Origin of the sequence: Vibrio genomosp. F6 (assembly GCF_005146325.1) — a bacterium.
GTDB classification, from domain to species: Bacteria; Pseudomonadota; Gammaproteobacteria; order Enterobacterales; family Vibrionaceae; genus Vibrio; species Vibrio cortegadensis.
Map to the genome: position 1 here is coordinate 198,596 of NZ_SYUT01000010.1, position 13,587 is coordinate 212,182.

The window sequence follows — 13,587 nt, forward strand, 5'->3', positions numbered from 1 at the left end:
TGTTATCTGACCGTTTCGACTTTTAGCTAAGAATAATTAAGAACGTTCCTGCTAAAGTCATCAATATATTGGCGATAGCATAAGTGCCTGCGTAGCCCAATGCAGGAATGGTCGATTTTGCGTACTCATTAACGACATCCATTGCTGGCGCACACGTTCTTGCTCCAATAATGGCACCGAACAACATGGCTCTGTTCATTTTTAAAACATACGCCCCGACTAAATACGCGAGCATCACGGGAACCACACTCACGATGAGTGATAAGCCAATAACTTGAGGTCCAACTTGGGTTAAATGCTCGAACATATTCCCACCGGCACTTAAACCGATCCCCACCATAAAGAACATTAAGCCAAGGTCTTTAACCATGTTCAATGCACCTTGCGGGACATAACCAAAAGTAGGGTGATTGGCTCTTAAGAATCCAAGGGTAATACCGGCAAGTAATAACCCTACAGCGTTACCTAAGCTGAAAGAGACCTGCCCAAAGGTCATTGTGACTAACCCGAAGAGTAGGCCTAAAATAAAGAAGCTACAGAATGCAAGTAAATCAGCCATTTGGCTATGTATAGAAATGAAACCAATTTTTTCCGCTAGACCATGAACTCGGCTCTTTTCACCACTAATTTGCAGGACATCACCTTTAGCGAGAACGATGTCCAAATCCATCGGCATTTCGATTTGAGCTCGCGTTACAAGGTTTAGAAAACACCCATACTCTGACAGGTTGAGATCCGAAAGGCGCTTACCTGCGATACTGTCACTTTTAACTACGATCTCTTCTTCAACCACGCGCAAATCGAGTAAATTTCGATCGAAAACTTCCTTGCCGTTTCTGAAACTAGGATCTAGGCGAGCATGACTATCTGGAAAACCCACTAATGCTATTTCATCACCTTCTTGTAAAATAGCATCCCCATCAGGATGGGCAAGAATGCCATTACGACGAATTCGTTCAATGTAACAACCTGTTTGTCGGTAGATACCAAGCTCACGTAGGTTTTTGCCATCAGTCCAGTCAATCAGCTCTTGCCCAACTCGATAGGCTCGAATAATAGGTAAGTAGACCTTACGCTGACTTCCGCCTCCTAGACCGCGCTCTTTTGCGATCTGTTGAGCCGAATCGTGCAAATTCTCTTTTTGAAGCTTAGGCAGCAATTTAGCAAACATTATCATGCTGATTAAGCCAACCAAATACGCCATAGCGTAACCGACTGAAATACTCTCAAGTATCAGTCCGATATCCATATTTCGCGGAATATTCGCCAGTCCGGAATTTAATGCATCCTGAGCACCTACTAAAACGGGTGTTGCGGTCAGTGCTCCTGCCATCATCCCGGCAGCTAAACCGAAATCAAGCCCCAAATAATGGCTACAGAAGTAGGTCAAAGAGACAGCGGAGACTAACACCACGAGGCTGAGAATAAGGTAATGCTTGCCATCGCGAAAAAAAATGCCGAAGAAGTTGGGGCCAGCTTCAATACCAACGCAATAGATGAAGAGCATGAAGCCGATAGTGAGAGCTTCCGAGTTAAATGAGAAACCGAGGTGGCCCATAACAAGTGAAGTGATTAGCACGCCAATCGAGTTACCTAATTGCAAACTTCCAAAGCGGATTTTTCCAAAGGCAAGGCCAATAGCAAGTACAACGAAAATTAAAAGGATGGGGTTTTGCTCTAGTAGTAATACTACGTCTATATTCACAGCGTTAGCTCAGTTAAACTTGATTTATAAAAGGTATTTAAGAGTGGGGGATTGTAGCGAATAATAAAAAAATGATAAGTGATATTTTTTATCTTTTGCTATTAGCTGACATAACATAACGAAAACAGTGGATATAAAAAACCCGCCTATCAATAGCGGGTTATTTTAGATACTGTGGTTGAGCGATTACTCGTCAAATAGACCAAGGTGCTCTTTAGCGTATGCTTCAAATTCTGTACAACCACCGATATGGTCTTGATCTACAAAGATTTGAGGAACAGTTTCAACTGGCTTACCAACTGTTTTTTCAAGATCAGCTTTGCTGATGCCTTCGGCATGGATATCAACATAGCGATAGTTGAAATCATCACGTTTCGCTTTTAACGTTTCAGCATGCTCTTTTGCACGAACACAGAATGGACAAGCAGGGCGACCAAAGATAACAACAAACATAACTCTCTCCTTTATTTTCTTGAAAGCAACTATGCCTCAATAGTCAAAGGAAATAAAGACAGATTTACCTGTTGTTTCAATAGGTAAAACCTATCAGGTGATTTCGTGAGCAAAACGGTGGTTACAGAAATCGTGAGCTTGACTTGAAACGTCTCATCTCAATTGTGATACGGTGCAAAAAACAGGCAATGCATCGGGATTCTTATCTGCAAATTGCACCAAATCAAATATTTATGCGTATTTAAAGCGCAATCTGTACTGAGTCCATCGAATCGAATTTGAGCCTAAATTGTCTATCAACGACGTAATTAGGTAAGCATAAGGATATCGCATGTTTCAATTTATGACGTCAACTCGGATAATTTTTGGTGAGGGGGCGTTACAGTCCTCGCTATCGATACTGAATCAATTTGGCTACAGTGTTTTACTCGTCACGGGTCAAGATCCTGAGCGGTCCTCCCCCATAATCCAATACCTTAAAAATCAATCAATGCGTTATCAACATGTCGCCATCAATGGTGAACCCAATATTACAATGGTTGAGGAAACGGCGGTATCGGGGCGAAAATTTCAGCCCGATATGGTGGTCGCTATCGGAGGCGGTAGTGTGATTGATATGGGTAAGGCGTTGGCGGCTGTTATTCCAAATCAAGGGGATGTTTATGATTACGTAGAAGTCGTTGGGCGAAATGTACCATTAAAAACGAAGCCAATTCCGCTTATTGCCATCCCCACCACAGCAAGCTCAGGATCTGAAGTGACAAAAAATGCAGTATTGAAATCAGGTCAAGATCGGGTGAAAGTGAGTCTGCGCAGCCCTGATATGTTGGCTGATGTCGCTATTGTTGATCCTACGCTTACATATGGAACTGATGCGTACACCTCTGGAAGAGGCGCAATGGATGCATTTACTCATCTGATGGAGGCGTATGTATGCGGGGACCCAAACCCGCTCACCGACATGGTGTGTGAAGAGGGACTTCGTCGATTAAGCCCGTCGATTATTGCGGCCTGCAAACAAGATGATCATAAAGCTCGAGCTGACCTCTCTTTTGCAGCAATGCTAGGAGGGATGGCAATTACCAATGCAAAACTTGGCGCTGCTCATGGGTTAGCCTCTGCTCTTGGTGGAAAGCTTAATGCACCACATAGCGTGATCAGTGGGCGTTTGGCTCCATTTGTCATGAGTGAAAATATCAATGAGGCAAAAGCGGCAGGGCGTAGTGATATCTTAAATCGATATAAAAGAATCGCACAGATAGTCACTGGGCGAACCAACGCTCATATTGAGGACAGTGTGCTTTGGGTGCAAATGGTACTGGATAAATTAGAACTGCCTCACCTTTCCGAATTCGGTGTTTGCAGTACCTCTTTTGAACAAGTCGCGCAAGACGCATTACAGTCGGTTGCGATTAAAGGAAACCCATTACCTTTAAATGAAGAGAGGCTAATACACATTTTAAATCAAGTTTGTGGATCGGTGTGTGTTTGTGAAACGCAAGACTCAGTCACGCAAGCAAATGTGAAAGTGATCGATTCTATATTGCAGGCTGAGAAATAGTGCTATCAGGGAGGTGGAGGCTAACGGCTTGGAGATAGATAAATTGTAGGCGTACAGTGCAAAGATAAAAAAGTAAGTCTCGACATATTATTGAACATACTAATATGTTGAGACTCGCTTGTGTTAGTCATTGGAATCTTAAAATTGCGACATCTTATCGTAGCGAGAATCTTTAAGAGAATCTTTAACTCGCTTTAAGTTGTCACGAAAACCAGATCCACGACGAAGAGTAAAACCTGTCGCTAGCACATCAATGACCGTCATCTGTACTACACGGCTTGCCATTGGCATATAAACGTCAGTATCTTCAGGTACATCAAGTGAAATAGACAGTGAGCTCGCTTTATCAAGAGGTGAATCTTTTGCTGTGATAGCAATGACAGTTGCACCGTTTTCACGAGCGAGATTCGCAACTTCAACTTGGCTTTTCGTACGACCAGTATGAGAGATAAGGACAATCACATCGTTATCACTGCAATTTATGCAGCTCATACGTTGCATGACAATATCTTCAAAACAAGTGATTGGGATATTGAAGCGAATGAACTTATTCTGTGCATCTTTTGCAACAGCAGAAGAAGCTCCAAGACCAAAGAATGAAATTCGTTTAGCTTGAGTGAGCAAATCCACAGCACGATTTATCTGCATAGAGTCGATGCTATTTTTCGCTACATCTAAACACGCCATTGTCGATTCAAAGATCTTATGCGTGTAAGCATCAGGACCGTCATCTTCTTCAACGTTACGGTTTACATAAGGTGTTCCATTCGCAAGGCTTTGTGCAAGGTGCAATTTAAAGTCTGGGAAACCTTTAGTATCAAGACGACGACAGAAGCGGTTAACTGTAGGTTCACTGACATCAGCCATTTTGGCTAGTGTCGCAATACTAGAGTGGATTGCTGTTTGGGGCGACGCCATGATAACTTCAGCTACTTTTCGCTCAGATTTGCTAAAATTTTCTAGATTTTTTTGTATTTTTTCTAATGTATTCATAGTGTTCACGAGGGCGTAGAGAACAACTTGCTGATTTTTGCCATTACTTCTGAATCAGAAGTTATCACCACTAGCAGAGCTAGGTGAATATTTAATGACAAGAGCAAACCAGCACCATAAAAATAGTATAAACGTAACTGTGCTTAGCCTATAACAAAAGTCGAAACCAATTGGCTAGAATATGACAAGCCTCAAACAATATTTTGGTAAAACTACAGAATTGGAGGCTAAGTGGAAAAAAAATAGGCTTTTCTAGCACGAGGCTGATGTATTTGTTACACCAAAACGAAATAAATTTTCATTTTGGTGTAATTTCAAATTACTATTAAGCGAGGATTTCTTGTGTTAATTGCTGAATTTTAGCCATTAATTTAGGTGCTAAAGAGGCGATTTGTCTCTGTTCAACAAGAACCGATTGAAGAATGTCGTGGGTGGTTAATGGGTTTGCCAATACCACTCTAAATACGATGGTATTAAGCTCATCCCATTGCTCAGGATTGAGTTGAGTTCTGGACACAAATGACTTTCCAGTCTCACGCTGCTTCTTCTGAACGAACTTGGTTAGCTCATTGATCAAGTTGTTGAGCTTTTTCTTACTTCCTTTATCCGCAATGAACAAGGCTTGTTTTACGTCTTGAGGAAGATAGCGGTAGGTCAGTAAGCACAGCTCAGGCTGAGAAACTAACTCAAAATCTTGTTGCTGTTGAATTAGCTCTGCGAAATATTGAGCTTTTTCAATACTTTCATTAATTAAAAGTTCGTAACCCGGTCGCCCGATAATATGCATGCTGGCATAAACAAGCATTGCCATACCTGAACGTGAGCCTTCAAGAGTATGGCTGCCTAAATCTTTAGAGCCTTTTCTAAGAATATACTGAGCGTGATGTTCGATTGCCATCATTGCGTCAGGATCTTTAAACAGCACCATTCCTGCACCCATTGGAATATAAAGCTGTTTGTGAGCGTCAATGGTGACTGAGTCCGCCTCTTCGATGCCATCAAGCAGCGAACGGTGAGAATTCGACATTAACGTTGCGCCACCCCAAGCGGCATCAACATGGAAATGGCAGTCATGTTTTCTACATATAGCAGCCATTTCTTTCAACGGATCAATATTGCCGGTTTCTGTTGTGCCCGCAACACCAATGGCAGCAAATGGCAATATCTTATTAGCCTTTAGCTCGCTCATTTTTTCATCCAGTGCTTGTGGACAAATTCGGTTATGGTGGTCGGTCTTGATCGCAATAAGACTATCTTGGCCAATCCCAAGAACATCGGCCGCTTTTTTAAGCGAGTAGTGACCACGTTCTGAAACTAAGATGGCTAAACCTTCGTAGCCATAGTGTTTCATTGCACGGAATAAGCCCTCTTTTTCGACACCTTTGAATGAACCTTCCGCTCGTAAAGCATTGTTACGTGCAACCCAAAGAGCGGTGATGTTTGCAATGGTGCCACCAGAACAAAACGCGCCTAATGAGTGATTCGAACTGTGCATCCATCGAGAATAAAACTTATCATCTTGCTGATAGATAAGACGATGAAGCATACCCAGTACTTGGCGCTCAAGAGGAGTGAAAGCTTTAGATGTCTCGATTTTTACCAAATTTTGGTTTAGCGCAATCATGATCTTAGATAGCGGCATTAAGAAATAGGGCAGAGCAGAGGTCATGTGCCCAATAAAACTTGGTGATGCAGTATGTACAGAATGCGCGACGAGAGAATCTAGCAAGTGTTCAGTATGTTCAGAGACAAACTCAGGTTGCTCTGGGATATGAGCATTAGAAAAATCTTTCTCGATTTCGAGTAATGGCTTCTCTTCCGCGACGATATGTTCACGTAAGAATTGATTAAGATTTTGGGAAAGTTTTTCTTCGATTTGAGTTAACGTTGAATCAGGTCCTTCTGGGACAGTGAAAATTCGAAGTAAGCTTTCGAAATTTACGTCAACAGTTTTTTGTTCCGATACCATAGCAGCTAGTTATTTTTCTATTATTTAAAAGCGCGAGCGAGATAATTTAAACGAAAACGGGAACAATGTCCCGTCTTAATTATGAAAACGAATTTTCCAGCAAATGATGTGGTAAAGAGGATGATAGCCTATTTACATACTGTATTTTCGACGGTTTTGATCGCTTGATTGTACTTGTTTAACGCATTATCAATGTTTTTTGGGTGGCTAAGAAGGTCAGCAAAAGCGGATCTTAACTCATAGTTTTTATCGTGCGGAGTTGATTGACGGTCATTGAAAGTTGAAGTCGCAATCTTGCCTAGTGCATTGTCTTTAGATGCTAACTCTTTGATATCTTTCTGCTCTAATTGCAACCAAGCTTCAATTGGTTGTTCAGTCGCGACTTTACTCGAATCATTTTTAAGGTAGTAATGAACGGCTGCTCGATTAAGTTCAAAGTGATGTTTACGCCCCTCTAAAAACCATTCCCCAACTTCATTTAGGTCCGGATATTGAGCTGATGTTAAATCGACAAGGTCTTGATACCAAGTTAGTGAAGCATCAATATAAGCGTCATATTTTCCAGTTAAGCATTGAGTATCAGACGCTAGACTCATGGTTGAAGAGGTGGCGAGAAGCATTCCGATAATAAAGCGTTTCATAGTGATTCCTTTTGAATTATTTTGATTATTATTTTTTGCGTATTGTAATAGAGCTGAATACAAATTCATGCGATCTAGCTAGCAAGTGAAACAAAGAACAACATCATTATTGGGACTAAAATACTTAAAATAAAACCACTTACGATGGCTATCGGAACACACCTGACGCCGCCAGTTGTTTGGATCACGGGTAAGGTAAAGTCCATCGCTGTCGCCCCAGCATAGCCGATAGAGGTACATGGTGCGCTACGAATAAATAGAGGTATAAGTACTAAAGAGACAAGTTCTCTAAGTAGTTCAATCATAAAGGAGGCCCCACCATAAACCGGGCCAAAAGCATCACCCATTAAAATACCTGCGAGTGAATACCAACCAAAACCGGATGCCATTGCTAAACCACGAGCCATTGGAATGTCCAGAATGAATGAGGCGATAATACCTCCAATCATCGAAGTTCCGACAACCACAAGAGCAATGACCATTCCGTGTTTGTTGAGCAGAATTTGTCGTAACGTTAAGCCACTGTTTCTTAATTGAATGCCAATAAAAAACAGTAAAATAAACAAGATCCACTCACTCGCGGTGTCTACCCAAGATAGATCGATTGGAAGCAATAACCCTATGATGAGACCGCTGCCGACAACAAGAATAAGTTTAAGTGATTCTAGTGCCATACTTGATAGTGGCAACTTAGTATTGGATTGGTCTGTTTGGATAGGCATTAATTTATCGATCAGAGGAAGCCCTGCCAAGTTACATACGCTTAAGCAGATAAAGAAAGTTCCTGTGAACTGTAAAATGACTTGTAAATTTTCACTGAGATTATCAAGTGCAGCAAGGCTTAATCCCATCAAAGCTAGAATGACATATATTAAATATGAAGTAGCTTTATTGATGACATTTAACACTGACTGTTTTGATATGGAAAATAGATACCCCACCACCAGTGGGGCAAAAATGAAAATCATCCCTGTAAACATTGTTGATTAACCATCCTTGTTGTTTATTTAGAAGCCGCTTGTGTTGATTACATCCTGAATCTTAGATCTGAAAACTTCTTCGCTTAAATTGCTTAATTCATAAAGTATTTCAGCCCCAACGAGATCGAATTCAACTTCATGTTCATCAATATTTTCATCTTCACTTCTAAACATCAATAAATGATTAGATATTCGAGCGATATCGAGGTAAGAGACATTGGAGTGCTCAGCAGAAGAAGGTTCATTTGATGCGACTTCAATAAAATCAACGTCGAAGCCCCAACGTTTTAGCACCTGTTTGCTAGTAATAGCACATCGACTTTGGAAGATCTGCATCGCAAGGTCTTGATCCAAATAATTGCCATTTTCTAAATAGTGATGGTACTCATTAACCAAGCAAAATAGGCCAATATCCGCAAGAAGCCCAACCAGTAGTGCTTTCTCGTGTTCTAAATTCGAATGTTGATCAGGAGCTCGGCGTTTGAATTCGTTGGTTACTAGTACCATCGTTGCCCCGAGTTCGCGAGAAACATGAGCACTTTGAGATAGAATCGCGCTGCATTCGTTGGTGAGATTGACGCTATGCTTGAGCTGTTCAATCGCTTGGGCGGTAACGATATCTCTTACTCGTAAGATGCCTAGTCGAGATACCGCAGTCATCAAGTCATGGCAAGTGATATTACGGCGGTTAAAAACAACAGAATTAGCGATACGAATTACAACCGCAGTTAACCCTGGGTCTTCCAGCAAACACTCTGCAATTTCTGAAATACCTGTCGCTTCAAAAGTACATAATTGTTGGATCTTTAAGACCACATCTGGGATTGGAGGAAGAGAAATCTTTCCTGAACTAATGGATTGCTCGACAAGCTGAGCAAATTCAGTTTCTAGTCCTTTAAGAAGCTGTGATTCATTGTGCGGTAACCAGTAAAAAGAGAGGTGTTCCATAGAGAAAAGTACCGAAGGCTTTATATGAATACAGTGTACCTTTAACGTTTGGTTTAACGCAATAGAATGAGAAGCAAATTAAGTATTGTGTCAATAAATGGGATGATGTTTTTTTTGTATTATGTTAGAGAAATGCTGCATTGATTTGATTTGTAATGTGCATTTTGTCACATTTTTAGGCCGTTGAGATTTGTTTGATGTGAGCTGTGACCAGACTTAATTTGTTTTGTTAAGTATCATTGGTACCCATAATAGCATCTATGCTAAATAATAATTATTATACAACTAATTGATTTATAAAATTTTTCGCGAAAATTACAAGCTGCTATCTGGTGATCATAACTAATCGGGGTAATTCAGATTAAGGATCAATAGATATGACAGGGCACAATTTTTATAATTATGTAGAGCAGTTTGGTACTTCCCAAAAACGTTCTATGTTTGGTGGTATCGGCCTCTTTATGGATGAGGCGATGTATGCACTCATCAGTAATGACTCTATCTTTATCCGTGGTGGCCATGAACTAGACGAAAAACTGAAAGTGCTAGGTTGCGAGAAGTATCGCCATGTTAAAAAACAGACGACCGCAACAGTAAACTATTATGACATTACTCACTTATTTACAGCGGATCATCGTGAGCTACATTCAATCGTTGAAGAGTCTATTAATTACTCCGTTAGGCAAAGAAATTACCAAAAATCATCCGCGAGCCGTCGTCTTCGAGATCTCCCTAACATGCAATTAACCCTTGAAAGAATGGTGAAAAAGGCCGGTGTCGATGATGTTTCTACATTTATGGAACTGGGTGCTTCTGACGTCTTTCGTAAAGTTAAAAAAGCGTATGGGAATGATGTTGATATCAAATTGCTATGGAAATTTGCAGGGGCCATTGACGGAATTCATTGGAAGTTGATTCAAGAGCCAAGAAAACGCCAGTTATTAGAGTTTTGCGAATAAGATCAGTAGACAAAAAATCGACGAAAAAAACCGAGGACACTTCCTCGGTTTTTTTATAACAATTGTATATAGCAAACACGCTGTTTAAATCAATAACGATGTAAAGCTTGTCGTTATTTAAAACTTTGTCGTTATTTAAAACTTAAAGCGTGTTGTGAACATCGCTTGGTCGCCGTAGAAATCATTAATTCGAGCTTCTGCGCCAACAGAGAACAATTCTGTTGAATGGAACCTAACGTAAGCTGAAGCAATCCAATCATCGTTATCATCAATAGATACGTAACCGCCACCGCCACCGACTTCAAGTTGTGGACCAAGCCATTGACGCACTCCTAGGTTTAACTCCATGCCAACATCTGCACTGCTTTTATCACTTGGCTGTGCAACGCGCATTAACATAGAGCCGGTCATATCAGCCCAATTGTTGATTGGAGCATGAAAGCCGAAACCAACAGCGGAATCAAAGTCACCGTCAAATTCAGAATCGATACGGCCAATAACGTGAGCATTTGGGTGCACAGATTTACTCATAGCGGCACCGAATGTAACAGGGCTTGCGCCAATACGAGCTTCTAAGTAATCATAGCTAAAGTTGCTCATTGATTGGTTTGGATCTTCTTGTGCAAGAGCGTGGTTTGATGCCAGCAACAATGCTGCTGCAAGTAATGTTTTGCGCATAATAACGGTAAACCTTTATCGAGTTAAATCTTTGATTTAAAGCTAATCTCTAAATCGTCAAATTATTACCTGACATTTTAATGCATAAAAAGAAAAGGTCATCATAAAAAATGTCATTGTTTTGTCGTTTACTCAAAAAACTAGCAAATAAAGTGCCACTTACCCTGATAATGTCACTATTCTCCAAAGTTAATGCGATTTTCAGCAATAGCATTAAATATCTTTTCAGTGTTTAAAGCCGATGCCCAAGACATTAGATTATCATCATGCTTGATCATGTAATCAGTTAACTGCTCGATTAATGTTTCTCGAAGTTTATCTCCGTACCATGGTTTGGCGATATAGAAGTCTAAGCATGAGTGGTTAACCGCTTCAATCGTATCTTCGAGACCAGCTTGCCCAGTGAGTAAAATTTTACGCGCATTTTTGGTCTGCTTATTTTGGTTCAGCTCGATCAAGAAGCTGATGCCTGTCTGCTCTGGCATGATGTGGTCACACAAAATAAGGGCAAGCTTAATACCTTCATCGGACATTTCTTGGATAACATTACGAGCTTCAGAAACAGATTCAGCACCTTCCACAACAAAGCTATCTTCGAATGGAGCAAGATCTTGTAACACACTGTCTAGAACTTCTCTTTCATCATCGACACATAAAATAAGATATTTATTCATGGCTTACTCCTTGCTCTGATTTCGATGGATTATTACTGGCGATGAGCCGTTGATCGACTGGTAACCAAACTTTCATATGAGTGTACTGATTAGGAACGGAATCGACTTCGATCCACCCTTTGTGCGCCGTGAGAATTTGTTGGCAGACGGATAAACCAATACCGAGCCCAAAGTTTCCTTCTTTTTTTGTCGTGTAGTTTAATTCAAAAATTTTTCTCTTCTGCTCTTCAGGGATCCCACTGCCGTTATCTTTAAAGTTGACAGTAACGTAGTGGTTCCCATTTCTGACGCACTGCTCAGTTGATATCTCAAGTATGCCATTCTCGGGGAATGCATCGATCGCATTAGAGATTAAATTCGTCCATACCTGCTGTAAAGCGATGGGTTGGCAAAAAACCGGAGCGATATTTTGATACTCTTTTATAAGGGTATGCATTTTGAGGCGGTTTTCGAATATCACTAAAGTGTCTTCTATACCTTCATGGATATCAACGGTATGGTTGGTTTCATCATCAGGTCGTGCGTAGCCCTTCAAACTCTTGACCATATCCGCAATACGTTGAGCACAGACATGAACAGAGCGTAACGTTGAACCCGTAAGGTGGTACTTTTCTAGTTGGTTAAGGGAACTAATACTCTGGGCATTTTTGTTGCTCAAAGATTGCACGAAGTCTTCGTCTTGATCTAATTTCAGCTGGACCAATTTTTTGGCAATAAGACGATCGCCCACTCGTTCCTGTATCTGCTTAGCTTGTTCTCTGACTTGGGAAGTGGACATGGGGTGTGACAGCATCGCTTGATTGAGCACTTCGGCGCCTTTGATGTGTATATCTTGGCTTGATTCTAATTTAACTAACTCATCAATATTCTTCGCTAACGTCTCCGCTCCTCGCAAAATCGCCGCGACAGGGTTATTTAATTCGTGGGCAACCCCAGCAACAAGCTGACCAAGCATAGCCATTTTTTCACGTTCTATTAATTGTTGATGAGCGGACTCCAACGATTCCAGTGTTTTTTGCAACTCTAATTTAGTGTTGATGCTGCGTTGAAGCCTACGGTTGAAATGCCTAAGTAGTAGATTAGTAAATAATGGTAACAAACTACTGTCGGAGTGCATCACTTGAGCGAATACATCACGTTCGAGTTTAATCACTTGAGTTTTTGTCAGCGTAATGGCTGTAGAAAATGAGTTTTCGCCAGTAACAAAAGACATACCACCGACAAGGTTGCCTTTTGAGTGTCGAACTACCTCGCGCTGCACGCCTAAGTCATCTTTCTTATATAGTGCCACTTCGCCTTCAGTGATAAACCACAGGAATCGGTTCTCTTCACCTTCTTTTGTCAGCAGGTGATCGGGAGAATAAGTTCGGCATGCATGGTGTTCATCTTGTTGTTCGAAAAATAGACCTAAGGCACCAATAACCTGTTCGGCTAACTCACTATCGGATAAATTATGAAAATCATGAATGAAACCCGCTCGATAAGATTGCATTTTGTTTTCAATGTGAGCCCTTAATATTTTCTGTTGGTCTAAGACTTGGCTATAGTGAAGTAAATCCTCTTTTTCGTGTGACAAAATAAACGTTGTTAGCTCTTTTTGGGCGGTTTTGTAAAGCACCTTATCTTGTAGTGGTTTAGTGAGGCAGTGATCCAATCGTCCTTCATTGACCGCAGATAGAATCGCTTGAATGTCACTACTGCAACTGACTAGAACCTTACGAGCTTGCTGTGTATGAGTTGATCTATCCAGTTGAATGAGAAAATCAACGCCATTGAACTGAGTATGGTGGCTTGCAATGACCAGTGCGACCGATTGCTGTTGTTCTTTAAGGTAGGTGAGGGTCTGCTCTGCTTCTTCGATGGTATCTGCGGTGTGGATATCGAAGCGATGAGCAAATGAGGCCAGCTCCGAACGAATCTGTTCGATGCTGATAGGGTTATTGTCTAAACATAAAACAGCATAACGGTTCACTCTATACCCCACATAATTAACACAGCAATAATTTTACAAATATATACTGGCAAT

General features: G+C 41.0%; 12 protein-coding genes. 2 read left to right on the forward strand and 10 right to left on the reverse strand.

Features of this window, described 5'->3' with window-relative positions; genetic code table 11:
- Positions 1-22: 22 nt before the first annotated feature.
- Both FCV43_RS01470 and FCV43_RS01475 read right to left on the reverse strand, forming a co-directional pair.
- On the reverse strand, positions 23-1,705 hold the full coding sequence (locus tag FCV43_RS01470) for an aspartate:alanine antiporter (protein ID WP_017054539.1): 1,683 nt from the start codon (positions 1,703-1,705) through the stop codon (positions 23-25).
- A gap of 186 nt (positions 1,706-1,891) precedes the next feature.
- Positions 1,892-2,158, reverse strand: a complete 267-nt coding sequence (locus FCV43_RS01475; protein ID WP_017054538.1) for a GrxA family glutaredoxin — start codon at positions 2,156-2,158, stop codon at positions 1,892-1,894.
- A gap of 331 nt (positions 2,159-2,489) precedes the next feature.
- Here FCV43_RS01475 and FCV43_RS01480 point away from each other — a divergent pair, with 331 nt between their 5' ends.
- Positions 2,490-3,719 (forward strand): iron-containing alcohol dehydrogenase, encoded by a 1,230-nt coding sequence (locus FCV43_RS01480; protein WP_136993801.1) that lies wholly within the window; start codon positions 2,490-2,492, stop codon positions 3,717-3,719.
- A gap of 138 nt (positions 3,720-3,857) precedes the next feature.
- On the opposite strand, the gene FCV43_RS01485 is transcribed toward FCV43_RS01480, so the two are convergent.
- The 5 genes from FCV43_RS01485 to FCV43_RS01505 form a co-directional block, all read right to left on the reverse strand.
- On the reverse strand, positions 3,858-4,712 hold the full coding sequence (locus tag FCV43_RS01485; protein ID WP_017054536.1) for a MurR/RpiR family transcriptional regulator: 855 nt from the start codon (positions 4,710-4,712) through the stop codon (positions 3,858-3,860).
- A 325-nt stretch (positions 4,713-5,037) separates the two neighbouring features.
- The gene (gene panP / locus FCV43_RS01490) at positions 5,038-6,681 is read right to left on the reverse strand and encodes a pyridoxal-dependent aspartate 1-decarboxylase PanP (protein WP_136993802.1); all 1,644 of its coding nucleotides are present in this window, start codon (positions 6,679-6,681) and stop codon (positions 5,038-5,040) included.
- Positions 6,682-6,809: 128 nt separating this feature from the next.
- On the reverse strand, positions 6,810-7,322 hold the full coding sequence (locus FCV43_RS01495; protein ID WP_136993803.1) for a hypothetical protein: 513 nt from the start codon (positions 7,320-7,322) through the stop codon (positions 6,810-6,812).
- Between the two features lie 74 nt (positions 7,323-7,396).
- Positions 7,397-8,302, reverse strand: coding sequence for a lysine exporter LysO family protein (locus FCV43_RS01500; RefSeq protein ID WP_017054533.1), 906 nt, complete (start codon positions 8,300-8,302; stop codon positions 7,397-7,399).
- 27 nt (positions 8,303-8,329) lie between these two features.
- On the reverse strand, positions 8,330-9,250 hold the full coding sequence (locus FCV43_RS01505; RefSeq protein ID WP_136993804.1) for an HDOD domain-containing protein: 921 nt from the start codon (positions 9,248-9,250) through the stop codon (positions 8,330-8,332).
- A gap of 377 nt (positions 9,251-9,627) precedes the next feature.
- Here FCV43_RS01505 and FCV43_RS01510 point away from each other — a divergent pair, with 377 nt between their 5' ends.
- Complete coding sequence (locus tag FCV43_RS01510; protein ID WP_017054531.1) at positions 9,628-10,209, forward strand: TfoX/Sxy family DNA transformation protein; 582 nt, start codon at positions 9,628-9,630, stop codon at positions 10,207-10,209.
- Positions 10,210-10,344: 135 nt separating this feature from the next.
- Here FCV43_RS01510 and FCV43_RS01515 read toward each other — a convergent pair whose 3' ends face one another.
- From FCV43_RS01515 to FCV43_RS01525, 3 genes are all read right to left on the reverse strand, one after another.
- Positions 10,345-10,887 (reverse strand): hypothetical protein, encoded by a 543-nt coding sequence (locus tag FCV43_RS01515; protein ID WP_017054530.1) that lies wholly within the window; start codon positions 10,885-10,887, stop codon positions 10,345-10,347.
- A 176-nt stretch (positions 10,888-11,063) separates the two neighbouring features.
- A complete protein-coding gene (locus FCV43_RS01520; RefSeq protein WP_136993805.1) occupies positions 11,064-11,561 on the reverse strand; it encodes a response regulator in 498 nt (165 codons plus the stop codon).
- Positions 11,554-13,533, reverse strand: a complete 1,980-nt coding sequence (locus tag FCV43_RS01525) for an ATP-binding protein (RefSeq protein WP_017054528.1) — start codon at positions 13,531-13,533, stop codon at positions 11,554-11,556. Before FCV43_RS01525 ends, FCV43_RS01520 begins: the two co-directional genes overlap by 8 nt.
- Between the last annotated feature and the right edge of the window lie 54 nt (positions 13,534-13,587).

What these genes read in the sequence shown, in the direction of transcription:
- FCV43_RS01475 (WP_017054538.1), bottom strand. Translation starts at nt 2,158, where the DNA reads ATGTTTGTTGTTATCTTTGGTCGCCCTGCTTGTCCATTCTGTGTTCGT.
- FCV43_RS01480 (WP_136993801.1), top strand. Translation starts at nt 2,490, where the DNA reads ATGTTTCAATTTATGACGTCAACTCGGATAATTTTTGGTGAGGGGGCG.
- FCV43_RS01485 (WP_017054536.1), bottom strand. Translation starts at nt 4,712, where the DNA reads ATGAATACATTAGAAAAAATACAAAAAAATCTAGAAAATTTTAGCAAA.
- panP (WP_136993802.1), bottom strand. Translation starts at nt 6,681, where the DNA reads ATGGTATCGGAACAAAAAACTGTTGACGTAAATTTCGAAAGCTTACTT.
- FCV43_RS01495 (WP_136993803.1), bottom strand. Translation starts at nt 7,322, where the DNA reads ATGAAACGCTTTATTATCGGAATGCTTCTCGCCACCTCTTCAACCATG.
- FCV43_RS01500 (WP_017054533.1), bottom strand. Translation starts at nt 8,302, where the DNA reads ATGTTTACAGGGATGATTTTCATTTTTGCCCCACTGGTGGTGGGGTAT.
- FCV43_RS01505 (WP_136993804.1), bottom strand. Translation starts at nt 9,250, where the DNA reads ATGGAACACCTCTCTTTTTACTGGTTACCGCACAATGAATCACAGCTT.
- FCV43_RS01510 (WP_017054531.1), top strand. Translation starts at nt 9,628, where the DNA reads ATGACAGGGCACAATTTTTATAATTATGTAGAGCAGTTTGGTACTTCC.
- FCV43_RS01515 (WP_017054530.1), bottom strand. Translation starts at nt 10,887, where the DNA reads ATGCGCAAAACATTACTTGCAGCAGCATTGTTGCTGGCATCAAACCAC.
- FCV43_RS01520 (WP_136993805.1), bottom strand. Translation starts at nt 11,561, where the DNA reads ATGAATAAATATCTTATTTTATGTGTCGATGATGAAAGAGAAGTTCTA.